At 71.5% G+C, this 24,825-nt stretch carries 18 protein-coding genes; 6 read left to right on the top strand and 12 right to left on the bottom strand.

Annotated elements, in window-relative coordinates; all coding sequences use genetic code 11:
* Positions 1-10: 10 nt before the first annotated feature.
* From FLP10_RS12430 to FLP10_RS12405, 6 genes are all read right to left on the bottom strand, one after another.
* Positions 11-319 (bottom strand): hypothetical protein, encoded by a 309-nt coding sequence (locus FLP10_RS12430; protein WP_149161147.1) that lies wholly within the window; start codon positions 317-319, stop codon positions 11-13.
* Entirely contained in the window at positions 312-953 is a 642-nt protein-coding gene (locus FLP10_RS12425) for a WXG100 family type VII secretion target (protein WP_149161146.1), read from the bottom strand. The genes FLP10_RS12430 and FLP10_RS12425 overlap by 8 nt, the downstream gene beginning before the upstream one ends.
* A gap of 88 nt (positions 954-1,041) precedes the next feature.
* Positions 1,042-1,335: a WXG100 family type VII secretion target gene (locus FLP10_RS12420; RefSeq protein ID WP_149161145.1), complete on the bottom strand. Its 294-nt coding sequence runs from the start codon at positions 1,333-1,335 to the stop codon at positions 1,042-1,044.
* Positions 1,336-1,469: 134 nt separating this feature from the next.
* Positions 1,470-2,102 carry an FHA domain-containing protein gene (locus FLP10_RS12415; protein ID WP_149161144.1) on the bottom strand — a complete coding sequence of 211 codons (633 nt, stop codon included), beginning with the start codon at positions 2,100-2,102 and terminating at the stop codon, positions 1,470-1,472.
* 51 nt (positions 2,103-2,153) lie between these two features.
* Positions 2,154-6,509, bottom strand: coding sequence for a type VII secretion EssC family protein (locus tag FLP10_RS12410; protein ID WP_149161143.1), 4,356 nt, complete (start codon positions 6,507-6,509; stop codon positions 2,154-2,156).
* Between the two features lie 70 nt (positions 6,510-6,579).
* Positions 6,580-7,737: a hypothetical protein gene (locus tag FLP10_RS12405; RefSeq protein ID WP_149161142.1), complete on the bottom strand. Its 1,158-nt coding sequence runs from the start codon at positions 7,735-7,737 to the stop codon at positions 6,580-6,582.
* Positions 7,738-7,805: 68 nt separating this feature from the next.
* Here FLP10_RS12405 and FLP10_RS12400 point away from each other — a divergent pair, with 68 nt between their 5' ends.
* Together FLP10_RS12400 and FLP10_RS12395 are read left to right on the top strand one after the other, a co-directional pair.
* Positions 7,806-8,363, top strand: a complete 558-nt coding sequence (locus FLP10_RS12400) for a hypothetical protein (protein ID WP_149161141.1) — start codon at positions 7,806-7,808, stop codon at positions 8,361-8,363.
* Positions 8,360-9,118 carry a hypothetical protein gene (locus tag FLP10_RS12395; protein WP_149161140.1) on the top strand — a complete coding sequence of 253 codons (759 nt, stop codon included), beginning with the start codon at positions 8,360-8,362 and terminating at the stop codon, positions 9,116-9,118. The genes FLP10_RS12400 and FLP10_RS12395 overlap by 4 nt, the downstream gene beginning before the upstream one ends.
* 88 nt (positions 9,119-9,206) lie before the next feature.
* On the opposite strand, the gene FLP10_RS12390 is transcribed toward FLP10_RS12395, so the two are convergent.
* The 3 genes from FLP10_RS12390 to rpoB all read right to left on the bottom strand — a co-directional run bounded on the left by FLP10_RS12390 (position 9,207) and on the right by rpoB (position 17,976).
* Positions 9,207-10,304 carry a hypothetical protein gene (locus FLP10_RS12390; RefSeq protein WP_149161139.1) on the bottom strand — a complete coding sequence of 366 codons (1,098 nt, stop codon included), beginning with the start codon at positions 10,302-10,304 and terminating at the stop codon, positions 9,207-9,209.
* Positions 10,305-10,537: 233 nt separating this feature from the next.
* The gene (gene rpoC, locus FLP10_RS12385; protein WP_149161138.1) at positions 10,538-14,443 is read right to left on the bottom strand and encodes a DNA-directed RNA polymerase subunit beta'; all 3,906 of its coding nucleotides are present in this window, start codon (positions 14,441-14,443) and stop codon (positions 10,538-10,540) included.
* Positions 14,444-14,484: 41 nt separating this feature from the next.
* Complete coding sequence (gene rpoB, locus FLP10_RS12380; protein ID WP_149161137.1) at positions 14,485-17,976, bottom strand: DNA-directed RNA polymerase subunit beta; 3,492 nt, start codon at positions 17,974-17,976, stop codon at positions 14,485-14,487.
* A 327-nt stretch (positions 17,977-18,303) separates the two neighbouring features.
* Between rpoB and FLP10_RS12375 the strand changes: the two genes are divergently transcribed.
* The 3 genes from FLP10_RS12375 to FLP10_RS12365 are packed head-to-tail and all read left to right on the top strand — an operon-like array spanning position 18,304 to position 20,788.
* A complete protein-coding gene (locus FLP10_RS12375; protein ID WP_149161136.1) occupies positions 18,304-19,107 on the top strand; it encodes a hypothetical protein in 804 nt (267 codons plus the stop codon).
* A 38-nt stretch (positions 19,108-19,145) separates the two neighbouring features.
* Positions 19,146-19,892, top strand: coding sequence for a spermidine synthase (locus FLP10_RS12370; RefSeq protein ID WP_149161135.1), 747 nt, complete (start codon positions 19,146-19,148; stop codon positions 19,890-19,892).
* Positions 19,893-19,933: 41 nt separating this feature from the next.
* A complete protein-coding gene (locus tag FLP10_RS12365) occupies positions 19,934-20,788 on the top strand; it encodes a spermidine synthase (protein WP_149161134.1) in 855 nt (284 codons plus the stop codon).
* Positions 20,789-21,172: 384 nt separating this feature from the next.
* On the opposite strand, the gene FLP10_RS17755 is transcribed toward FLP10_RS12365, so the two are convergent.
* From FLP10_RS17755 to FLP10_RS12350, 3 genes are read right to left on the bottom strand one after another with little or no spacing between them, the layout of a single operon-like run.
* Entirely contained in the window at positions 21,173-22,072 is a 900-nt protein-coding gene (locus FLP10_RS17755) for a 5-oxoprolinase subunit C family protein (protein WP_149161133.1), read from the bottom strand.
* Positions 22,069-22,755, bottom strand: coding sequence for a 5-oxoprolinase subunit B family protein (locus FLP10_RS17750; protein WP_149161132.1), 687 nt, complete (start codon positions 22,753-22,755; stop codon positions 22,069-22,071). The genes FLP10_RS17755 and FLP10_RS17750 overlap by 4 nt, the downstream gene beginning before the upstream one ends.
* Entirely contained in the window at positions 22,752-23,489 is a 738-nt protein-coding gene (locus FLP10_RS12350) for a LamB/YcsF family protein (protein ID WP_149161131.1), read from the bottom strand. The genes FLP10_RS17750 and FLP10_RS12350 overlap by 4 nt, the downstream gene beginning before the upstream one ends.
* Positions 23,490-23,526: 37 nt before the next feature.
* Here FLP10_RS12350 and FLP10_RS12345 point away from each other — a divergent pair, with 37 nt between their 5' ends.
* A complete protein-coding gene (locus FLP10_RS12345) occupies positions 23,527-24,792 on the top strand; it encodes a PQQ-dependent sugar dehydrogenase (protein ID WP_149161130.1) in 1,266 nt (421 codons plus the stop codon).
* Positions 24,793-24,825: the final 33 nt, after the last annotated feature.

Below are 24,825 nucleotides of genomic sequence, written 5' to 3'. Positions count from 1 at the left end.
GAGTCAGCCCTTAGCCGAGGTTCGCTTCGATCTTGGCCCACGTGGAGTCGAGATCTTCGATGGTCTTGGAGTATGAGTCGTAGGAGACCTGCACCTGGTCGTGCAGGCTCTCGGCGACGTCCTGGAGCGCCGCCGCACCGACCGCCCACGCGGCGAAAGAGCCGAGGAAGGCCTGCATCGCGGGGCCCTGCCACTCTGCGGGGAGCATGTACGCGAACCCGCCGGCGCCCTCTTTCAGCGCCGAGCAGTAGTTCACGAGCTCGTTCATCGTCTGCGCGAGCTGGCGCAGATCGTTCGTGTCGGCCTGCTGCTCAGACATCCTTCGCGCCCTTCTCGATGTGCGCCGACTGCTCGGCCGCGACGAACCCGGTCAGCTGACCGCCCTGAATTCCCGAGTCGGGGTTCTGCGAGGCGATGTAGGGGCCGGTGCCGATCGAGTCGTCGTCGCCGTCGCCGTCGGTGTCGCCCCTGCCTCCCCCGGTCGCCTGGCCCGTGCCGGGCCGATAGCCGATCGCGCCGCCGCCGAACTGCTCGACCTCGTCGTCGCCCGCGTAGTCGCGACCGAAGAACTCGGCCATGTCTTCGGCGCGCTCTTCGCCCGCCGCGACACGTCGACCGAGACCGCCCGTGTTGCCCCGCACCGCCATGACGGACTGGCTGCCCTGCTGGAAGCCCTTGCCGATGCCGGACTCGGTCGCCGTGTAGGTGGTGTCGGCGGCCATGAGCCCGTGCTGCAGCTGGGTCAACGCCAGCCGAACCTGCGCGGCGAGCGTCTGGAATGCCGCCCAGTTCTCGCCGAACTTGTCGGCGTCCTCGCCGACCCACGTCACGTCGACGGCGCGGGAGACCGCGCTGTCGACCTGGGCCAGGTTCGAGTCGAACGTCGCCACGACGGTGCCGATCAGCGATGCGACCTCGCTCAGCCGATCTGCGCGAACTCTGAAGGTGACCATGTCGGCCCTCTCGCTCGATGCCAGTCAGGACGGGTGCCGGCGGCTCGACGCCGTCGGCACCCGGTGGAACCCGGTGGAACCGGAAGGATCAGCCGTTGAAGGTGCCGGCGATCGCGTTCTCGTTGTCTTCGTACGAGAGCGCCGCCTGGTTGAGCAGGTCGCTGATGCCCTGCAGCGACTCCTTGAGCTGGAGACCGGCCTGGTCCCACTGGGAGTACAGCTCGTTGAAGCTCTGCGACGCCGCGCCCGACCAGTCGCCCGAGACGAGGCCCTCGACGAGTGACTTGAGGTTGGAAAGCTGGGATTCGATCGACTGCGAGCCGCTGGAGAGCTGGCCCGCGACGCCGGCGAGCGAGTCGGATGTGACGCGGATGTCCGCCATGGTGGTTCCTCCGTAAGGGATCGTGACCTGTGCGCCTCACCCGGAGTACGTGCTCCGATCCGGGCGCCGAGTTCACGTTAGCCGCAAACGACCCGGAACACCGATGGGGAGTACTCCCCGTGTGGACAACCCGGTCAGGCCGGTCGCAGCTCGAAGCTGAGGTCGCCCAGCCAGATGCGGTCGCCGACGAGGGCCCGCACGCGGGTGCCGGCCGCTTCGAGGGGTGTCATGAGACCGGCGCGCTCGAGACGCGAGCCGTTCGCGGAACCGGCGTCGCCGACGAGCACGACGCCATCGGCGACCTCGAGGAACAGGTGCACCCGCGAGACCGAGCGCGTGTCGTCGTGCACCTCGACCGCGCGGGCGCCCATCGCGAGCGCCGTGTCGGTGGGCTTCCGGCCGATCACCGCGCTGCCGGTGACCACGATGCGCTGCCCGGTCGAGAATGCGAGCTCGACTCGCTCGACGGGCGCGGGCTGCGCCGGCGCGGGCGCCGCCTGCACCACCGGGTCGGCGCCGGCCTGCTGCCACGGCAGGGAGCGCGGCAGAGGGATCGGCTCGACGGCGGGACGGGCGGGCGCTGCGGCCGCGGCGGTCGGCGCAGGCTGGCCGACGTGCGGGGCGGCCGCGGGCGGCTGGCCGAACTGCGGCGGGGCCGGCGGACGCTGGGGCTCGTTCGCCTGAGGGATGAGCTGACCGCACTGCACGCAGTACATGCTGTTCGGCTGCAACGTCGCGTCGCAGTACACGCAGTGGGCAGATGCCACGATGCTCCCTTCGGTTCGGGCGGGCGCCCGGGTCAGTCTACGGAGTGCGGTTCACTGTCGGATGTCGGGGACGCGCACCGGCAGCCAGCCGGCGGGAGTCGTGAACACCGCCGCGCCCGGCGTACCGCGGCCGAGCATGAACTTCGGGATCGGCGAGCCGACCGCCTGCGTGCCCATGATCGACGACTCGGGGCGCAACACGAGCGCACGCCGCGACCGCTTGGCCTCGACGACGGGGCCGCCGAACAGGCCGGACAGCGACTCCGAGTCGGCCGACACCAGGAAGGTCGCCCGGTGCTTGATGCCCGTGAGCGCGTGCTCGATCGGCGCGTTCTTGAACACCTCGGCGTCGTCGACGACGATCGTCACCTGCTCGCCGAGGCCGTCGAGCGCCGCCTCGAGCTCGGGCGGCGTGGTCGCCGCCGAGGCGATCACCGCGATGCCGTGACCGGCCGCAACCTCGGTGAGCACCGACTCGCGGGTGGCGACGACCAGCATCGGCACCTTGCGCCACGCCAGCTGGTGGGTGATCGCCGCGAGCGCCGACGATCGGCCCGACTTGCGCCCGCCGGTGACGAGCAGCCCGCCCTCGGCGGGCCAGTCGACGGTGAACCGCGACAGCAGGTCGCCGCCGACGGCGACGACGGGGCCGTCGGCGGGACCCGAGTCGCCGAGGGGCAGGTCGTATGCCGCGGTCAGGGCGAAGTGGCCGGGCAGCGGGTCGACGCGGAACGGTTGCGGCAGTTCGGCGAGCTGTGGGAACTGGTCGAAGTGGTCGCGCACCTGCTCGACGATGCGGCGGAAAGCGGCCGTCTGCACCTCGCCTGCGGTGTCGCGCGCGAGCACCGCGAGCTGCGCCTCGGTTCCGGCGGCGCCGAACAGCGCGCGGCCGGGCGGCAGGTCGAGCGGGATCTCACGGGCCATGATGCTGAACGCGCGGTAGTCGTTGATGTCGCGCAGCGGCAGGATGTACTGCTCGTCGATGAACGACGACACCTTGTCGCCCGAGATCGCCCGGTCGCCGGTGAGCAGCACGCGCACGCCGACGGCGGGACCCTCGCGCAGCAGCCGCATGAACTGCTCGCGGAAGGTGACGAGCTGGTCGGGGTTCATCGTCGAGAGCATCCGCTCCCAGCCGTCGACCACGACGATCGCATAGGGCAGGCGAGTTGCCTCGGTCGCACTCTGGCGCTGCTCGATGATGTGGCCGACGCCGGCCGCCGACAGCACCGCCTGACGGCGCCCGAGGTCTTCGAGCAGGCGCTGCATGAGCCTGGGCAGGCGGTCGGCGTCGAGCTGGGTCACGACCGCGCCGGTGTGCGGGGCGTCGACGAGCGGCAGCAGCGCACCGTTGCCGAAATCGGCGACGTAGAGGTGCAGATCGGCGGGTGAGTACTGCTGCACGATCTGCGCGAGCAGGGTGCGCAGGGCCGTGGTGCGGCCCGACATCGAGCCGCCGGCGAACAGCACGTGCGAGCCGTCCTCGACGCCCCACGTGAGACTGCGCTGCGACTGCTCGCCCGGCACGTCCTCCAGGCCGAGCACGACATGCCCGTCGGGGATCGGCTGGTCCTGGAACTTCTCGAGCGGCAGCGTCGTCGGCAGCGGCATGAGCCACGGCGACGGGTTCTTCGGGATGCCGAGCTGCTGCGTGGCCGCCGTGACGAGGTTGACGAGCGCGCGCAGGTCGGTGTCGTCGTGGTCGGTGTTCTGCGCCTGCGCGGCGGCGGCGGGGTAGCGCGCCGGGTAGCCGAGGCGTTCCCACGCGAGGCGCGCCTTGCGCGGCAGCACCTTCACCGCGCGCTGGATGCCGGGCCGGATACCCGCCACGCGCGCGGTCTGGAAGGCGACCGGCGCCGCGCCAGGGCCGGTGCGCACGTACCCGCGGCCGGGGGTCGACGGGCTGATGAACGCGGCCTCGGCGGAGCCGAGGATGTCGTTCGAATCGCTGCGGTCGGTCACGCGCAGCGCGACGCGCAGGTTGATGTTCGACTGCATCTCGGGGGTCACGACGCCGGCGGGCCGCTGGGTCGCCAGCACGAGGTTCACTCCGAGCGAGCGGCCGACGCGCGCGATGCGCACGAGCCCGTCGATGAACTCGGGCAGCTCGGTCTTGAGCTCGGCGAACTCGTCGATGACGATCATCAGCCTCGCGAGCCCGCGCCGTGCCGAGGCATCCGCGTCTTTGGCCCACGCCGCATCGACGTCCTTCGCGTTCAGATCGCGCAGCACCTTCTCGCGGCGCTTCAGCTCGGCGTCGAGCGAGGCGAGCGCGCGCTCGGTCTCGCGGGCATCGAGGTTGGTGACCATGCCGACCGTGTGCGGCAGGCGCTCGCAGTCGGCGAACGCCGACCCACCCTTGTAGTCGACGAGCACGAAGTTCAGCGCGTCGGGCCGGTTCGCCATCGCGAGCGACACCACGAGCGCCTGCAGGAACTCCGACTTGCCCGAACCGGTGGTTCCGGCGACGAGCGCGTGCGGACCGTCGCGCGAGATGTCGATCGCGAACTCGCCCTCGCCGGTCGCACCGACCACCACGAAGGTGTTGCGTGCCTGCGACTGCCAGCGGCGCACGATGGGCTCGGGGTCGTCGAGGTCGATCTTCAGCAGTTCGGCGTAGCGCACCGCCGTCGGCAGCATCGCGTCGTCGCCGACGCCGCTGTTGTGCCGGATCGAGCAGAGGCTGCGGGCGATCTGCTCGCAACGCGGCACGCTCAACCCGTCGAGGAGCACCATCGGATGGTAGTCGTCGCCGGTCTCGACGCGGGCGACGGCGGGGTCGAACGCGTCGATCGCGACCACGCTGCGCGCCTCTTCGGGCAGGCGCGACCGGTCGGCGTCGAGGGCGATGACGTGGATGCCGTGTGCGGTTCCGTGCTCGAGCAGGGGCACCATGCCGGGCAGCATGCGGTACTCGCGAGCGCCGTCGACCACGACGACGATGTCGTTGGGCACCTCCCCGCCGCGCTGGCCGGCGCTGCGCATGCGCTGTTCGAGCTCGACGGTGAGTTCGCGCAGGCGCTCGCGACGCGAATCGTCGGTGTTGCCGATCGCTGCCGGCAGCAACGAGCCGCCCGCGGGGCCGCCGGGCTGGGCATGCGGCAGCCACTGCACCCACGACCAGGCCGAGTCGGCGTCGTCGGGGCAGATCACCACGAGCTCGGCGTCGCGCGGCGAGCGCAGGGTCGCGTACCCGGCGACCGTGGCGCGTGCGACGCTGCGCACCGCGTCGGCCGGCCCGGCGATGCCGAGCACGCCCTTGCGCAGGTCGGGAGCGATCGGGGCAGGGGCGATGCCGACCCGGCGCGGCTGCGCCCGGTCTTTGCCGCCGCCTTCGAACCGGGCGTCGAGCTCGATCTCGCCGACCCCCACGCGCATGGCCAGCGCGTCGGCGTCGGTACGGCGGCGCTCCCACAGGCGAGCGAGCGGGCGGGTGGCGATATCGCCCACGACGACGGGGTCGGGCAACCGGTACCACGCCTCGATGCGCTGACGGCGGGCGAGCTCGGCGATGCGGTCGCCGGCGTTGTGCACATCGTCGATCCAGTCCTGCTCGGTCTTCAGACCCTTCTTCTTCGCGAGCCGGCGCTGGGTGAGGAACGAGCCGATCACCATGATCGGGCTGGCCGCCGCCATGATGAGCATGATCGCGCGGTTGAACAGCACGGCCATCGTGACGCCGAGCACGATCGGCATGATCGCCGACAGCCACGGCATCGGCGACGAGTCGTTGTCTTCGGGCTTGTCGCCCGGCAGCGACACCACGGGCTGCACCGCGGCGGCGCGAATGCGCGAGGGCCGGTTGAATCCGCGGTCGCCGAGCGAGTCGACGGTCAGGTCGGCGTCGGACACCGGCGCGACGCCGAGCCGCAGCACGCTCGAGCCGACTTGCACGAGATCAGCGGGCGCCACAACGGCCTGCCCCTCGACGTGTTCGCCGTTGACCCAGACGTCGGCGCCCGGGGCCGGCACGATCACGGCCGTCAGCGGCGTCGGCCGGCCATCGACGCCCGGCGCGCCATCGGCGACCGTGATGGCGGCGTGCAGCTCGAGCAGGGCGGGATCGGCGATCACGAGCGATGCGGATGCCCCGCTGCCGACGTGCACCGAAGCGCCGCGAGCGACCGGCAGCGCATCGCCGGCGAACGGGCCGCCCACGATCTCGAGGCGCAGGGTGCCGGCGCCCAGCTCGACGGCCGGTGCGGCCGTCGGCGGCACGGTCACGCCCGAGCGCACGCCCGCCTCGGCGAGGCTGGCCTCGGGGCGGGGGTCGTTCGTGAGCGCCTGGGCGGGCACCCCGAGCGACTCGGCGACCTCCCCGACGGTGGTCGCCTCGTCGACGTCCAGCATCCAGGTGCCGGCCGTCTCGCCGCCGGCTCGGTCGTCGATGGTGAGTCTCAGGCTCATGCGTGCTGCCTCTCTGGGAACGTCGTCGCGGCCCCGAGCGTCGCGGCTCGGAGCGTGTGGTCATGGAAGGTCATCGGGCGCCCACCCGGTCGAGGGTCGCGACGAACGGCGTGAACACGCCGGCGACGCTGCCGTCGTGTTCGGCGGGCTCGGGCGGGATCACGGCGAGCGCGATGCGGGCGGTGTCGGCGTCGTCGCCCGCATCGCCGCCGATGACGGCCGGTGCCATCGGCACCGGACCGGCCTCGGGCAGCCCCGCGCCGGCGGGCACGAGCGTCACCGAGCCGCCGGCCTGTTCGCCGCCGGCGGCGAACCGGAACGAGAACTGGTCGATCGCGCCCGACCCCGAATACGTCGCGACGCCGTCGGCACCGCAGGCGACCTGGCCGTACAGGCCGCCGCCGCACGCCACGAGCACGAGGTCGTCGCCGGCGATCGAGGTCACGAGCTCGCCCAGGTCGACGGTCGCGGTGCCGCCGTCGAGCGGAGCGAACACGTCGAGCGCGACGACGGGCGGCGACGCCGGCCGGTACACGCCCGCATACACGGCTGCCTCGGCCGACCACGTGCCGTAATCGTCGGCGACGCGCAGGTGCACCTCGACCGGCCCCGCGAATCCGGCCGCCGCACGGAACACGATGTGCGTGGGCGTCGCCCAGGCGCTGCCCGCCTCGGCCGGCTCGACGCCCACCGTCTCGATCGCGCCGCCCTCGGCGCAGGCCGTGCAGGTGAGCCCGAGGTCGCTGATGGGCACCCGCAGCAGTGACCCGGCCGCCACGGGCTGCGCGGCCTGCGAGGGGCGCAGCACCGGGGCATCCGGCGCCGCGAGCGAAACCTGGTACTCGACCGTCATACTCAACTCGCCATTGGTGAACGGCACGGCAAGGCGCGTGACGCCGGCGTCGGGGTCGTAGTCGGGTGCAGCGAGGTCGATCGCCTCCTCGGTGCAGCCGACCACGAGCGGGTTCGCCACGCCGCTGCAGTCGGCGATGCGCCACGGCGCTGCCGGAGTGATCTGCTCGGTGCCGCGATACGGGATGGCGATCGCCGTCGGCGCCGCGGGCGCCGGAGCATCCGCCGGCTCCTCGGCCGCGAAGGCGAGGCCGCCCGACGAGCCGAGCGCGCTCGACGCGGCGAGCGCGAGCAGCACCGCGACCAGCGCCGCGCCATGCCGGATCAGCCGCCCCACCATGCTCCTCTCGAGGGCGCCCGAGACCCGCGCGGACACCGATATAGCATGGTACGCGGTCGGCTGCCCGACCCTGCATCCCTGCATCCACCCCCGGAGGACGAGCGATGGTCGACCGCATCATGCCGTCGGCGCCTGCCCAGCGCGGTGTCATCGGCCACGGCCCAGGCCAGCCCGCGCTCGGCGCCCGCGCCGGGTCGCGTTCACTCGGCGGCGGCGCGGCGGTGCTGCCCGAGCTCGCCGAGGCACCCGCCCGCGAACGGCGCTGGTGGAAGCATCCGGCCTTCATCGTGTCGATGATCCTCACCGTTCTCGCGCTCGGCGCGGCGCTCGCGTGGTGGATCGTCTCCATGGTCACCGACACGTCGGTTCGGGTCGACGGCCTCTCGATCTCGATCGAGGGCGGCAACGTGCACCTCGACTGGAGCGGGCCCGACGCCGAGTACGCCCTGTTCGCGGTCGCCGCCGACGGCACCGCGACCGACCTCACCCAGCTCGTCGTGGCCAGCACCGAGGCGTGGGTGCCGTCGGCCGCCGGGCTCTACGACGACGCGACCTGCTTCGTGGTGCGGCCCGCGCAGGTCTCGGGCGCGGTGACGCTCGACGCAGCGACCCTGCAGTCGCAGGGCGGCGCAGGCACGTGCGTGGCCGACGCGGGCGCGTGATGCGACGCGGCCGCTTCCCCGGCGCGCTCGCGGCGGTCGCGTTGGCGGCCCTGCTGAGCGGATGCTCCGGCGCGCAGCCTGCGCCCATCCCGCCGGCCGGGGTCGACCTCAAGGGCTTCGACGGCGCGAGCGGCAACGGACTCTGGCTGGGTTCGAGCGACGCGATCCGCGCCGAGCTGCTCGGCGCGGTGCGAGATGCCGGCCCCGTGCACGTCACCGGTGCCATGACCGAACTGGTCACGCCCGACGAGCCGACCGAGGACGCATACCGCGGGCGCACGCTCTCGATCGACTACCGGGGTCGCGCCGGCGCGTTCGACGCCCGGGTCCGCGCCGGCGACCAGCAGGTGCGCGTCGTGGCATCCGATGGCGAGGCCCGCATCCGGGGCGACGCCGACTGGGCCGCGGCCACCGGCGCCCCCGAGACGGCCGACGCGGTGGTGTGCACCGTCGGGGCCGGCCCGCTGCTCGAGCGACTCGCACCCCTGCTCGCCCCCGCCGACCTGGTCGCCGCCCTGCTCGACGGGCAATCGCTCAGTGTCGCAGAGCCCGCGGGCGACGGCGACACGTTGCAAGTGGTCGTCGGCACCGAGGATGCGGCGCTCGGGGTGCTCGTCGTCGAGCGGTTCGGCGCGCCGCTGCCCCGTACGTTCACCGCCGCCGACGGCAGCGGTGACGGCTCGTTCGCATTCGAGGGCTGGGGCGAGTCGCCCGACCTGGAAGCGTCGCTGGCCGAGCTGCCCTGCTCGGGCTGACCAGCCGCTCGGCACGAGGAAGCGCTCGGGCTGCTACCGCGCGACCGCTACCGCTCGGGCTGCCGCCGACGGGCCGCAGCCGCTTCCACTACCCGACGGTCACCTTCGGCCCGGCAGCCAGCTCGCGGTCGTACGCCTCGAGCGCCTCGCGGTTGCGCTGGGTGATCGTACGGCCGCGCGCGGCGATCCATCCGCCGAACCAGACCGGGATCTCGCGCGCGATGACCGCCGCGGTGATCGCGAACGGGTCGAGCCACCGCTGCCCGATGAACTGCTGCGCCTGGTCGAACGTGAGGGTCCACGCCTGCACGGTGAGCAGGGCGGCGCCGATGTACGAGAAGTAGACGAGCACGGCGACGAGCAGGCCGAAGACCGCGTACGTCCAATAGCTGCCGCGGTTGACGATCGCCGCGAGCAGCGCGAACCCGACGAATGCGGCGATGATCGGCACCCAGTACACGGGCCGCGAGACGAACGTGACGAAGACGCTCGCCGCGTCGCCGCCCTGCGCGAGCAGCAGCAGGTAGGCGACGCCGGCGTAGAGCGCGGCGAACACGACCGCCCCGATCGCGGCGACGAGCACGCCGAACCCGCGGTTGCCGCGGTTGCGCGGCGGCGCGGGCGCCTGCACGTAGACGGTCTGCGGTGCCTGGACGTCGGCTCCGACACCGGGCGCGGTCGCACCGGCGGCGGCGGCACCCGCGGCGGCGGCGCCCGCGACGCCGGTCGACTCGTCGGCCGGCACGAAGGTCTCGCGGCGCACGGGCTCGGCAAGCGGCTCAGGCTCGCGCAGCGATTCGGCCGGAACCGGTGCGGGCAGGGCGTCTTCAGGCAGCGGGACGGCGCTCGCCCGCTGCACCGCCTCGTCGAGGGCAGCGCGCTGGGCGGCCTCGGCTGCGGCGCGCTCGGCAGCCTCGTCGATGACCGGCTCCGCGACGATGACGTCGGATGCCTCGGGCTCGACGACCGGGTCGGGCTCGACGGGCTCGGATGCCTCGTCGGCCGCGGGCTCGTCGAAGATCGTCGGCTCGTCGGCGAGGGCGTCGGCTTCGACGGCCACGGGTTCCGAGGGCTCGACGTCGGCCGAGGCCACGTCGACCGGCCCGGTGCCGAGCGCCTCGTCGGCGACTTCGGTGGACTCGGGATCGCGTCGTTCGGGGTCGGGCCCGTTCGTGGTGTCGCTCATCATCGCGCTCCTTCCGGGCGCGCTGGGCGCCGTCGGTCGCCGATCATGCTAGCAACGCGGACGCCGCGTGCCGCGGAACCACGCGGCATCCGCGCCGATGCTCAGCCGGCTGCCTCAGCGCCCGGCCCGCATGCCGTGTCCGTCGGGCACGGTGCCGTTCGGTCGTGCACGACGAAGGGCTCGCATCCGTACGGATGCGAGCCCTTCGTGCTCAGCGCCTGACGCGCCTCACGCTAGCTGTAGTTGCCCGGCGTGAAGTCGTCGTTCGTGAACGCGTCGAAGTCGACGAAGCTGAGGTCGCCCTCGCTGAACGTCGCGTCGTCGGCGAAGATGCGGTTGGGGTACCGCTCGGCACGAGCCTCTTCGGTCGCCTCGACCGTGACGTTGCGGTACTTCGCCAGGCCGGTGCCGGCCGGGATCAGCTTGCCGATGATCACGTTCTCCTTGAGGCCGACCAGCGGGTCGCTCTTGCCCTGCATCGCCGCTTCGGTGAGCACGCGGGTCGTCTCCTGGAAGGAGGCGGCCGACAGCCACGACTCGGTCGCCAGCGACGCCTTGGTGATACCCATGACCTCCTGACGGGCCGACGCGGTGCGCTTGCCCTCGGTGAGCGCGGCGCGGTTGATCTCGTTGTACCGCGAACGGTCGACGAGTTCACCCGGCAGCAGGTCGGTGTCGCCGTGGTCGACCACGGTCACCTTGCGCAGCATCTGACGGACGATGACCTCGATGTGCTTGTCGTGGATCGGCACGCCCTGCGAGCGGTAGACCTCCTGCACACCGTCGACCAGGTGCTTCTGCACCTCGCGCACACCCTTGACCCGCAGGACCTCCTTGGGGTCGACGGTGCCGACGATGATCTGCTGACCGAGCTCGACGTGCTGGCCGTCTTCGACCAGGAGGGTCGAACGCTTGAGCACGTTGTACGCGATCGGCTCGTCGCCGTTGTCGGGCGTGAGGATGACCTTGCGCTGACGCTCGGTCTCGTCGATCGTGATGCGACCCGGGGCCTCGACGATCGGCGACGCACCCTTGGGGGTGCGGGCCTCGAAGAGCTCCTGCACGCGGGGAAGACCCTGCGTGATGTCGTCGGCCGAGGCCGAACCACCGGTGTGGAAGGTACGCATCGTCAGCTGCGTACCGGGCTCGCCGATCGACTGGGCGGCGATGATGCCGACCGCCTCGCCGAGGTCGACCAGCTTGCCGGTCGCGAGCGAGCGGCCGTAGCAGGCGGCGCAGACGCCGACCGCCGACTCGCAGGTCAGCACCGAGCGCACCTTGATCGACTCGACACCGGCCGCGACCAGCTTGTCGATCAGCACGTCGCCGACGTCGGAGCCGGCCTCGGCGATGACCTCGCCCGCGGCGTTCACCGCGTCCGCGGCCAGCGACCGGGCGAACACCGAGTTCTCGACGTTCGGGTCGCGAACCAGTTCGCCGGTGGCCGCGTCGACCGCCGCGATCGGCAGGTCGAGGCCCTTCGTGGTGCCGCAGTCGTCCTCACGGATGATGACGTCCTGCGAGACGTCCACCAGACGACGGGTCAGATACCCCGAGTCGGCGGTACGCAGGGCGGTGTCGGCCAGACCCTTGCGGGCACCGTGCGTGGCGATGAAGTACTCGGCCACGCTCAGGCCCTCGCGGTACGACGAGATGATCGGGCGAGGGATGATCTCACCCTTCGGGTTGTTCACCAGGCCTCGCATACCGGCGATGTTGCGCACCTGCAGCCAGTTACCACGAGCACCCGACGTCACCATGCGGTTGATGGTGTTGTCGGGGTTGTTCGCGAACTCCTCCTGCATGGCCTTGGCGACCTCGTCGGTGGCCTTCGTCCAGATCTGGATGAGCTCCTGACGACGCTCGAGGTCGGTCGTGAGGCCCTTGTCGAACTGCGACTGGACCTTCGCCGCCTGCTTCTCGTACTTCGACACGATCTCCTGCTTCTGCGGGAGCTCGACGATGTCGGAGAGCGCGACGGTCACGCCCGAACGGGTCGCCCAGCGGAAGCCGGCGTCCTTGATGCGGTCGAGCGTCGCGGCGACCTCGGTCTTCGGGTAGCGCTCGGCCAGGTCGTTGACGATCTGCGAGATCTGGCTCTTGCCGGCCTGCTTGTTGAAGAACGGGTAGTCGGCCGGCAGCGCCTCGTTGAAGATCGCGCGGCCCAGCGTGGTCTCGAACAGGAACGGCTTGCCCTGCTCGAAGCCCTCGGGCTCGTCGCCCTCGGCGAAGTGCAGCCCGTCGAGACGGATCTTCACCTTCGCGCCGAGGTCGAGCTTGATGTCGCCCGGGCGGTTCTGGTCGAACGCGAGGATCGCCTCGGCGATCGACGAGAACGCACGGCCTTCGCCGTTCGCGCCGTCCCTCTGCGTGGTCAGGTGGTGCAGACCGATGATCATGTCCTGCGAGGGCAGGGTCACCGGGCGGCCGTCCGACGGCTTCAGGATGTTGTTCGACGCCAGCATCAGGATGCGGGCCTCGGCCTGCGCCTCGACCGACAGCGGCAGGTGCACCGCCATCTGGTCGCCGTCGAAGTCGGCGTTGAACGCCGCACACACGAGCGGGTGGAGCTGGATGGCCTTGCCCTCGACGAGCTGCGGCTCGAACGCCTGGATGCCCAGGCGGTGCAGGGTGGGCGCACGGTTCAGCAGCACGGGGCGCTCGCGGATGATCTCCTCGAGCACGTCCCACACCTGCGGGCGGCTGCGCTCGACCATGCGCTTGGCGGCCTTGATGTTCTGCGCGTGCTGCAGATCGATCAGGCGCTTGATGACGAACGGCTTGAACAGCTCGAGCGCCATCTGCTTGGGCAGACCGCACTGGTGCAGCTTCAGCTGCGGGCCGACCACGATGACCGACCTACCCGAGTAGTCGACGCGCTTGCCGAGCAGGTTCTGACGGAACCGGCCCTGCTTGCCCTTCAGCATGTCGCTCAGCGACTTCAGCGCACGGTTGCCGGTGCCCGTGACCGGGCGGCCGCGACGGCCGTTGTCGAACAGCGCGTCGACGGCCTCCTGCAGCATGCGCTTCTCGTTGTTCACGATGATCTCGGGCGCGCCGAGGTCGAGCAGTCGACGAAGGCGGTTGTTGCGGTTGATCACGCGACGGTAGAGGTCGTTCAGGTCGCTCGTGGCGAAGCGGCCACCGTCGAGCTGCACCATCGGGCGCAGCTCGGGCGGGATCACCGGCACCACGTCGAGCACCATCGCAGCCGGCGAGTTGCCGGTCTGCAGGAACGAGTTCACGACCTTGAGGCGCTTGATCGCACGGATCTTCTTCTGACCCTTGCCCTCGGCGATCTGCAGGTGCAGGTCGTCGGCCTCGGCCGCGAGGTCGAAGCTCTCGAGGCGCTTCTTGATGGCCTCGGCGCCCATGTAGGCGTCGAAGTACATGCCGAAGCGGTCCTGCAGCTCCTGGAAGACCGAGTCCTCGGGCTTCAGGTCGCCGACCTTGAGGGTGCGGAAGTCCTCCCACACGCGCTCGAGGTGCGCGATCTGCTCGTCGGCCGACTTGCGGACGCCGGCCATCTCCTTGTCGGCGGCGGCCTCGGCGCGCTTGCGCACGTCGGCCTTCGCGCCGTCGGCCTCGAGCTCGGCGAGCTCGGTCTCCTTGCGCTCCATCAGCGTGGCGATGCGCGCATCGCGCTGCTTGCCGATGGTGTCGATCTCGAGCCGGAGCTCGTTCTCGAGGCCGGGCAGGTCGGCGTGGCGGCCGTCCTCGTCGATGTCGATCACCATGTACGCGGCGAAGTAGATGACCTTCTCGAGGTCCTTCGGCGCCATGTCGAGCAGGTAGCCGAGACGGCTGGGCACACCCTTGAAGTACCAGATGTGCGTGACCGGGGCGGCGAGCTCGATGTGGCCCATGCGCTCACGGCGCACGGACGACTTGGTGACCTCGACCCCGCAGCGCTCGCAGACGATGCCCTTGAAGCGCACCCGCTTGTACTTGCCGCAGGCGCACTCCCAGTCGCGGGAGGGGCCGAAGATCTGCTCGCCGAAGAGCCCGTCCTTTTCGGGCTTCAGCGTGCGGTAGTTGATCGTCTCGGGCTTCTTGACCTCGCCGTAGGACCACTTGCGGATGTCCTCGGCGGTGGCCAGGCCGATACGAAGCTCATCGAACGTCGTTGCGTCGAGCAATTTCTCTCCTAGATTCCTGAAGTCGTTTCGTACCTGGCGGATCAGATCTCGTCGATGTTCGACGACTCGAAGCGCGCGGAGATGTTGATGCCGAGCTCTTCCGCAGCCCGGAAGGCCTCGTCATCGGTATCGCGGAGCGAGACCGCCGTGCCGTCGGCCGAGAGCACCTCGACGTTCAGGCAGAGCGACTGCATCTCCTTCATGAGCACCTTGAACGACTCGGGGATGCCGGGCTCCTGGATGTTCTCGCCCTTGACGATCGCCTCGTACACCTTGACGCGGCCGAGGATGTCGTCGGACTTGATCGTGAGCAGCTCCTGCAGCGCGTACGCCGCGCCGTAGGCCTCGAGCGCCCACACCTCCATCTCACCGAAGCGCTGACCGCCGAACTGCGCCTTCCCACCGAGCGGCTGCTGGGTGATCATCGAGTACGGGCCGGTCGAACGCGCGTGGATCTTGTCGTCGACGAGGTGGTGCAGCTTCAGGATGTACATGTAGCCGACCGAGACGGGGTACGGGAACGGCTCGCCCGAGCGGCCGTCGAACAGCTGCGTCTTGCCCGACGAGTCGATGAGCCGCTCGCCGTCGCGGTTGGGCAGCGTCGAATCGAGCAGACCCGCGATCTCGGCCTCGAGCGCGCCGTCGAACACCGGGGTCGCGACCTTGGTGTTCGGGGCGGCCTCGTGCGCCGCCTTCGGCAGGCGCTTGGCCCAGGCCGGGTTGCCCTCGACCTTCCAGCCCTGCTTGGCGACCCACCCGAGGTGGGTCTCGAGCACCTGGCCGAAGTTCATTCGACCGGGGATGCCGAGCGGGTTGAGCACCACGTCGACCGGGGTGCCGTCCGCGAGGAACGGCATGTCCTCGACCGGCAGGATCTTCGAGATGACGCCCTTGTTGCCGTGGCGGCCGGCGAGCTTGTCGCCCTCGGTGATCTTGCGCTTCTGGGCGATGTAGACGACCACGCGCTGGTTGACACCCGAGCCGAGCTCGTCGTCGCCGTCCTGCGCGTCGAACACCTTGACGCCGATGATCGTGCCCTGCTCACCGTGCGGCACCTTCAGCGACGTGTCGCGCACCTCGCGGCTCTTCTCGTTGAAGATCGCGCGGAGCAGTCGCTCTTCGGCGCTCAGCTCGGTCTCGCCCTTCGGCGTGACCTTGCCGACGAGGATGTCGCCGGGGCGGACCTCGGCGCCGATGCGGATGATGCCGCGCTCGTCGAGGTCGGCCAGCAGGTCGGGGCTGACGTTGGGAAGATCACGGGTGATCTCCTCCTTGCCGAGCTTCGTGTCGCGGGCGTCGACCTCGTACTCCTCGATGTGGATCGACGAGAGCACGTCGTCCTTCACGAGGTTCTGGCTGAGGATGATCGCGTCCTCGAAGTTGTGACCCTCCCACGGCATGAACGCGACGAGCAGGTTCTTGCCGAGCGCGAGCTCGCCGTTGTCGGTGGCGGGACCGTCGGCGATGACCTCGCCGACCTCGATGCGCTCACCGGCGTTGACCACGACGCGGTTGTTGTACGACGTGCCCTGGTTCGAGCGGTCGAACTTGCGCAGGTAGTAGGTCTGCGTGCCGCCCTCGTCGAGCTGGATGGTGACGGCGTCGGCCGAGACCTCGGTGACCACACCGGCCTTGTCGGCAGTGATCACATCGCCGGCGTCGATCGCGGCGTAACCCTCCATACCCGTGCCGACGACCGGCGAGTCGCTGCGCAGCAGCGGCACCGCCTGACGCTGCATGTTCGCACCCATGAGGGCGCGGTTCGCGTCGTCGTGCTCGAGGAACGGGATGAGGCTCGTCGCGACCGAGACCATCTGGCGCGGCGAGACATCCATGTAGCCGATCTCGTCGGCCGGGAACAGGTCGACCTCGCCGCCCTTCTTGCGGGCGAGCACGCGGTCTTCCTGGAAGTGGCCGTCGGCCTTCAGCGGCGCGTTGGCCTGGGCGACGATGAAGTCGTCCTCTTCAGCGGCCGTGAGGTAGTCGATCTGGTCGGTGACCTTGCCGTTCACCACGCGACGGTACGGCGTCTCGATGAAGCCGAACGAGTTGATGCGCGCGAACGACGCGAGCGAGCCGATGAGGCCGATGTTCGGGCCTTCCGGGGTCTCGATCGGGCACATGCGGCCGTAGTGCGACGGGTGGACGTCGCGGACCTCGACGCCCGCGCGGTCGCGGGACAGACCACCGGGGCCCAGCGCCGACAGGCGGCGCTTGTGGGTGAGGCCGGCCAGCGGGTTGTTCTGGTCCATGAACTGCGACAGCTGCGAGGTGCCGAAGAACTCCTTGATCGCCGCGACGACGGGTCGCACGTTGATCAGGGTCTGCGGCGTGATCGCCTCGATGTCCTGCGTGGTCATGCGCTCGCGGACCACGCGCTCCATGCGCGAGAGACCGGTGCGGACCTGGTTCTGGATCAGCTCGCCCACCGCGCGGATGCGACGGTTGCCGAAGTTGTCGATGTCGTCGACGTCGAGGCGGATCTCGACGTCCTTGCCGTTGCGACGGCCCGGCAGGGTCGCCTTGCCCTCGTGCAGCGCGGTGAGGTACTTGATCGTGGCGACGATGTCCTGCACCGTGAGCACCGAGTCCGTCAGCGGGGCCTCGAGGCCGAGCTTCTGGTTGATCTTGTACCGGCCGACCTTCGCGAGGTCGTAGCGCTTCGGGTTGAAGTAGAAGTTGTCGAGGAGCGCGCGCGCCGCCTCGGTCGCCACCTGCTCGCCCGGACGGAGCTTGCGGTAGATGTCCTTCAGCGCCTCTTCCTTCGTGAGGATGTTGTCCTTCTCGAGGGTGAGGGCGATCGACTCGTAGCCGGCGAACTCCTCGAGGATCTCCTCCGAGGTGAGGCCGAGGGCCTTCAGGAACACCGTGACCGACTGCTTGCGCTTGCGGTCGATGCGCACGCCGACCTGGTCGCGCTTGTCGATCTCGAACTCGAGCCACGCACCGCGGCTCGGGATGACGCGCGCGGAGTAGATGTCCTTGTCGCTCGTCTTGTCGGGGGTGCGCTCGAAGTAGACGCCGGGCGAGCGGACGAGCTGCGACACGACGACGCGCTCGGTGCCGTTGATGACGAAGGTGCCCTTCGGGGTCATCAGCGGGAAGTCGCCCATGAACACCGTCTGGGTCTTGATCTCACCCGTGAGGTGGTTCATGAACTCGGCGTTCACGTAGAGCGGAGCGGAGTAGGTCTTGCCCTTCTCCTTGCACTCCTCGATGGTGTACTTCTCGGGCTCGAGCTCAGGGTTCGAGAACGAGAGCTGCATGGTCTCGCCGAGGTCTTCGATCGGGGAGATCTCCTCGAAGATCTCCTCCAGACCGGTGGCCTCGGGCAGGTCCTGACGACCCTCTTCGATCGCAGCCTCGACGCGTGCACGCCAAGCCTCGTTGCCGACGAGCCAGTCGAAGCTCTCGGTCTGGAGGGCGAGCAGATCGGGTACGGTGAGGGTGTCGGTGACCTTCGCGAACGAGAGGCGGCTTGCACCGCGTCCGTTCTTCTGGGTGGGCGTCGATGCGTTGCGCGCAGCAGCCAAGGAAATGACCTCCGGGGCCCGATGAAGGGCCGTGTTCACTGTCGATGGTGGTGGAGAGTAGGACCCCTCAGACGGATGCATCTCCGGTGGTCGAGTGACCCCGGACTCGCATGGAAGCCGACCGCAATATGAAGGCAAGTTGGGTCTGGGAGCGCAAACCTCAACTATAAGCGATTCGACGCGCCATGTCCAGTCGGATTCTTGACCTCGTCGCCGATCTCGGGTATAACCCCGCGCGGACGGCTGTTCAGACGGGTCGCGAACGGGCATTCTTGGTGCACGCGGCAGTGCACAGCGGATGTGTCCGCCGCTCGACGAGGAGGCCGGATGCCCGATTCCGAGGCGGCAACGCACCAGGACGACGCAGGAACGCACCAGACGGATGTCACGCCCCGAACGGCCGGCGCGACGCGATTGCGAGGCATCCGAAGAGGTGCGGTCATCGCCCTCGTCGCCTCGCTCGCGATCACCGCGCTCATCGGCATCCTCGTGCTGCTGGGTTCGGATTTCGGCGACGCGCAGATGCGGGTCCTGCTGACCACGCTGCTGGTCGCGGGCTTCAGCGGAGTCGTGCTCTGCCACCTGGCGATCGCCGCACGGGCGGTGCGCGTGGTCGGCTTCGTCGGCCTCGTGGTCAGCGCGATCGCGCTCGTGCTCGGCGTCGTGACGATCTGGCTGCCGTGGTCGCCCGAGGTGGGCGGATTCCTCGACGTCGTCAGCCGCGGATTCCTCATCGCCGGCGTGGGGGCGGTGAGCCTCGCCCACGCCAACCTGCTCCTGCTGCTCGCCGGCCGTCGGCACCCCGCCGTCCGGGTGGCGCTCGGGATCACCCTCGCGGCGGTCGCGGCGGTCGCGGTGCTGATCCTCGTGCCCGTCCTGACCGAGTGGCCGTCGAACCTGGACTACTGGCGGGTGCTCGGCATCGTCGCCATCATCGACGCCCTCGGCACGATCGTGCTGCCGGTCATCGGCGCACTTCTGCGCGACCGGCCCGAGGCGGTCGTGCAGTCCGAACTCGAGCGCCGCATCGCGGGCCTCTCGACCGCGACGGGCCTCGATCGCGATACGCTCCTCGCGGCAGCCCTCGACGCGTTCGAGGCGGCGCAGGCGTCGGGGTCGCGGACGCCGTAGGGCGAGCGGCGCGGTCGCGCCGGTGGCACGATGCCGGTATGGGCATCGAGTTCGACGTGAACGGCATCGCCGGTGGGGTCACCCTGCTCGTCGACGGGCACGCGCAGTCGCACGTCGATCCCGCCGACCCGACGCGGCTGTTCTTCGAGTACGTGCGGCGCATCGGACACGTGATCGACGCGATCGGGCTGCCGGGCGAGCCGATCCGGGCGCTGCACCTCGGCGGCGGCGGGCTCACCCTCCCCCGCTACGTCGAGGCGACCCGGCCCGGCTCGCATCAGCTCGTCGTCGAGCACGACGCCGAACTGGTTCGGCAGGTGCGCGAGCGGCTGCCGCTTCCGGCGGGTGCCGATCTGGCGATCTCGGTGACGGATGCCTCGACGGCGCTGCCGTCCCTCGCGCCCGCGGCGTACGACCTCGTGGTGCTCGATCTCTACACGGGTCTCGAGCCGCCCGCGTTCACGACGGATCGCGGGTTCCTGGCTGATGCGCTCGATCGCGTCGCGGCGGGCGGCGTGCTCGTCGCCAATGTCGCGGATGCCGCGGGGCTCGCCCGACTGCGAGAACTCGCGCGGGTCGTTGCGCGCGTGCGGCCCGGGGCCGACCTGCTCGTCGCCGGCGACCCGACCGTGCTCGGCGGAGCCGAAGAGGGCAATGCGGTGCTCGCCGCGGCGCCCGACGGGCTACCGAGGCTGCTCGAGCAGCGCCTCCGCGAACGCGGTCCGCATCCCGCCGAGGTGCTCGTCGGCCCGCGGCTCGACTTCGTGCTGTGGGATGCGTGCTGAGCCTCGACCGGCGATCGGGGTGAGGGCGTAGCGTGGCATCCGTGCCCGACGCCCCAGAACGCCGCCTCGCCGAGAGCGGCTACCTCGCCCGCCTCGAGCCGTCGCGCCACCAGCCCGGCTCGTGGACCCTCGTCGTCGACGGCACTCCGCAGTCGCACGTCGACCTCGAACGACCCGAGTGGCTGGGCTTCGAGTACGTGCGCCGGATCGGGCACGCGATCGACCTCGTCGCCGCCGAGGGCGAGCCGATCACCGCGCTGCACCTCGGCGCCGGCGCGCTGACGCTGCCACGCTACGTCGCGGCCACACGCCCCGGATCGCGCCAGCAGGTCGTCGAGCTCGAACGCGACCTCGTCGAGTTCGTGCGCGAGCATCTGCCGCTGCCGCGCGGCGAGCAGATCCGGGTGCGCACGGGCGACGCACGCGAGGTGATGCAGAAGCTGCCCGCCGGTCTCGACGGAGCGGTCGACGTCGCGGTGGTCGACATCTTCTCGGGCGCGCGCACGCCAGCGCACGTGACGAGCGTGGAGTTCCACGAGCTGCTCGCCCGACGCATGCACCCCACCGGCATCGTCACGGTGAACGTCGCCGACGGCGCCGGGCTCGCGTTCGCCCGCTCGCAGGCCGCGACCCTGCAGCACGTGCACGCCCACGTCGCGATCGCGGCCGATGCGTCGATGCTGAAGGGCCGCCGCTTCGGCAACGTCGTGATGTACGCATCGGCGTCGCCGCTGCCCTTCGATCGGATGCCTCGCCTGCTCGCGAGCGATCCGGCCCCCGCGAAGCTCGTCGACGGTGACGAGCTGCGCCGCTTCGTCGCGGGCGCCCGCGTGGTGGTCGACGCGACGGCGGTGCCCAGCCCGCCGCCGGCCCGCTCGGTGTTCCTCTCGCGCTGACCCCCGCGCGTCGCGTCGGGTGCCGGCGTCGGCGTCACTCGTGGTGCCGAACCCGCGCGTGACGCCCCCCCCCCCCCGCGTCGGGGTCGCGCCTGACGCCCTCCCCCGGCGTCGGGGACGCTCGTTGTCGGGTCGTGGACGCTCGAGCGGCAACAAGCGACCCCGACGGCAGGGGGCGGGGACGCTCGTTGTCGGGTCGTGGACGCTCGAGCGGCAACAAGCGACCCCGACGGCAGGGGGCGGGGACGCTCGTTGTCGGGTCGTGGACGCTCGAGCGGCAACAAGCGACCCCGACGGCGGGGACGGGGGCGGCGGGGACGGGGACGGGGACGGGGGCGGGGCGGGAGCGGCGGGAGCGGCGGGGGCGGGGCGGGGCGGCGGGGATCAGGCGTGGCGGAAGCGCACGGGCTGGCCCGGCCGCAGCTGCGCCACGGCGTCGAGCGAAGCCTCGGCGACGACCGCGATCACGGGGTACCCGCCGGTCACCGGCCGATCGGCCAACAGGATCACCGGCAGCCCTGACGGCGGCACCTGGATCGACCCGGGCACCGTGCCCTCGCTCGGCAATTCGCCGTCGACGCGGCGCTCGATCGGCACCCCGTCGAGCCGCACGCCGACCCGATCGGCCGCAGGTGAGCAGCGCCAGGTCGCGTCGAACAGCGCCTGCCGCGAGGCATCCGTGAACCACTCAGCGCGCGGACCGGGCCGCAGCGCGAGGGTGACGGGGCCGTCGGGCGGCGGCGCGCCCGCGCCGTCGAAAGCGGGTACGGATGCCTCGGGCTCGGCGCCGAACCGCAGCACTCGACCGGCCGCAACCGGTCGGGGGCCGAGCCCGGCGAGCGTGTCGGTCGAACGCGACCCGAGCACCGGCTGCTCGTCGAGGCCGCCCCGCACCGCGAGGTACCAGCGCAGGCCGCGCTCGGGCGTGCCGAGCTCGAGGATTGATCCGGCGTCGGCGTGCGCGGCCGCGTCGGGTGCGATGCGGCGCCCATCGAGGCGCACCGCGCCCCACGCGCCGGTGACGGCGAACCAGCGCGAAGCGGTGAACCGCGCCCGGAACCCGCCACCGAGCAGCTCGAGGCCGGCCGCGTCGGCGGGTTTGCCGACCAGGCGATTCGCGAACGCGAGAGCGCCGCGGTCGAGCGCACCCGACGGCGCGACCCCGAGGTGCGCGAAGCCCGGCCGACCGAGATCCTCGACGAGCGCGAGCGGGCCCGGCTCGAGCACCTCGAGCGCGGGAGCCTCCGTCGCGCTCGTCGCCTCGAGCCCGGATGCCGCGCTCACGCGCCGACCCGCTCGAATCGCACCGACCGCCCGGGAACGAGCAGCGCCGGGACGGCCGCAGTCGGATCCCACACCGCCGACTCGGTGCGGCCGATGAGTCGCCACCCACCGGGGGTCTCACGCGGGTACGCGCCGGTGAACGCCCCGGCGAGCCCGACCGATCCGGCGGGCACGCGCGTGCGCGGCGACGCGAGCCGGGGCACCTCGAAAGGCCAGCCATCGCCGACCAGGTAGCCGAATCCAGGCGCGAACCCGATGAACGCGACCCGCCACCGCGTCGAGGTGTGCCGCGCGACCAGTTCGTCGGGCGTCACGCCGAGCGACGCGGCGGTCTCGGCGAGGTCGGGTCCGTCGTAGACCACGGGCACGACGAGCGGTTCGGGCGAGGTCTGAACCGAGGCATCCGCGCCTGCGGTCGCACCCGTCGCACCCGACGCACCCGACGCACCCGACGCACCACCCGGCGCGCCCGCGACCGTGCGCCGGATCCACCGCTCGGCCGACTCGAGGGGCAGGCGCAGCGGGTCGATCACGACGAGCACGGTGCGAGCGGCGGGCACCAGTTCGACGAGCCCCGCGGGCCGATCGGCGTCGAGCGCGTCGTGCAGGGCGAGCACCTCGGGCAGGTCGGCGCACTCGACGAGCAGGGCGTGCTCGCCACTCGGCAGGATGCGCCGGGTCACGCCGCCGGCTCCGTCGCGAACGACCGCACCGCGAACCCGGCGGCCTCGAGTGCGTCGCGCACCGCCCGGCCGATCGCCGCGGCCCCAGGGGAATCGCCGTGGAAGCAGATCGAGTCGACGTCGTCGCGCGCGGCGAGATCGACCGCGCGTCGGCCCGCCGCAGCGGGATCGGCGAGCACCGCACCGGGCTCGCCTCGCGGCACGAGCGACCCGTCGGGCCGTACGCCGCGATCGGCGAACGCCTCGCGAGCGAACCGCAGCCCCGCGGCGTCCGCGGCCCGTTCGAGCGCGCCGCCCGGCGCGCCCAGCACCGCGAGGGCCGGATCGAATGCGGCGATCGCCGCCGCATGGGCGCGCGCGGCGACCTCGTCGACGCCGAGCCGGTGGTAGAGCGCGCCATGCGCCTTCACGTACCGAACCCGCTGGCCGGCCGCACGCGCGAACCCGTCGAGCGCCTCGAGCTGGGCGACCAGCTCGGCCGCGAGCTCGTCGGCCGGCGTGCCGAGCTCGCGGCGTCCGAATCCGTCGGGGTCGCGGTAGCCCGGGTGCGCGCCGAGCACGACGCCGTGCACGATCGCGAGCTCGACCGAACGGCGCATGGTGTCATCGTCGCCCGCGTGGAACCCGCACGCCACGTTCGCGCTCGACACCACGCCGAACAGCGGTTCGTCGGCGATCGGCCGTGCGGGCGTCGACTCGCCGAGATCGCAGTTCAGGTCGATCCTCGCGGGCATCCTCCCATTGTGCCGCCGTCGGCGCGACACTGGACAGATGGGATCGGCCGAAGCACGGCGCGCGACGAGGCATCCGCCCGCCCGCCTGCACCCGCCCGCCCGCCTCCGCCGGTCCGCCCGCCTGGTTGCGCCTACCGTCGCGCTGCTCGCCGCCGCCGCGCTCGCCGCGTGCAGCGCCGGGCCGACGCCCACGCCGAGCGTGCTCGCCTCGCCCGAGGCATCCGGGCCGGCGTCGCCCTCGCCGGATCCGACGCTCACCGCACCGGCGACCCCGTCGGCTCCGCCCGTGCCGATGCAGCAGGCGGGCGCGCCGTCGACGATCGCGACCGGACTCGTCTCACCCTGGTCGGTGGTGCGCCTGCCCGACGGCGGCGTGCTCGTGAGCGAACGCGACACGGCGCGCATCGTCGAGGTCGGCGGCGACGGCTCGCTGCGCACGGTCGGCGACGTGCCGGGCGTTGCACCGTCGGGCGAGGGCGGGCTGCTCGGCCTCGCGCACCGCCCGACCGACGGCACCGACCCGGCCTATCTGTACGCGATGTTCACCGCGGTCGACGACAACCGCATCGTGCGCATGCCGCTCAGCGGCGGGCCCGGCTCGTACGCGCTCGGCCCCCCGCACGACGTGCTCACCGGCATCGCGAAGGCGGGCAACCACAACGGCGGGCGCCTCGCATTCGGCCCCGACGGATTCCTGTACGCGACCACGGGCGATGCGGGCGTGCGCGAGGCGTCGCAGGACCCGGCCTCCCTGAGCGGCAAGATCCTGCGGATGACCCCCGAGGGCGCACCCGCGCCCGGCAACCCGTTCGGCAACCAGGTCTGGAGCCTCGGACACCGCAACGTGCAGGGCATCGGGTGGGATGCCTCGGGCGGCATGTGGGCCAGCGAGTTCGGCCAGAACACGTGGGACGAACTCAACCGCATCACGCGCGGCGGCAACTACGGCTGGCCCGTAGTCGAGGGCATCGCGGGCGACGGCCGGTTCAGCGACCCCGTGCTGCAGTGGCCGACGTCGGAGGCCAGCCCGAGCGGGCTCGCCATCGTGGGCGACACGGTGTTCCTGGCCGCGCTGCGAGGCGAGCGGATCTGGGCGGTCTCGCCGGCGACGGGCGGGCCGGATGCCTCGGGCACGGCGCCGACCCCGGCGTCCTGGTTCCCCGGCGAGTTCGGACGCATCCGCGACGTGGTACCCGGCCCCGGCGACGAACTGTGGTTCCTCACGAACAACACCGACGGGCGCGGCTCCCCCGGCCCCGACGACGACCGCCTGCTGCGCGTCCCCCTCGCACCGGTGTCGTAGACACCTCGCCCGACCGCGGTGCGGTGTCACCGG

Origin of the sequence: Agromyces intestinalis (assembly GCF_008365295.1) — a bacterium.
Taxonomy (GTDB): domain Bacteria; phylum Actinomycetota; class Actinomycetes; order Actinomycetales; family Microbacteriaceae; genus Agromyces; species Agromyces intestinalis.
The sequence above is the reverse complement of the archived record's forward strand: the minus strand, read 5'-3'. Positions and strand labels throughout refer to the sequence as shown.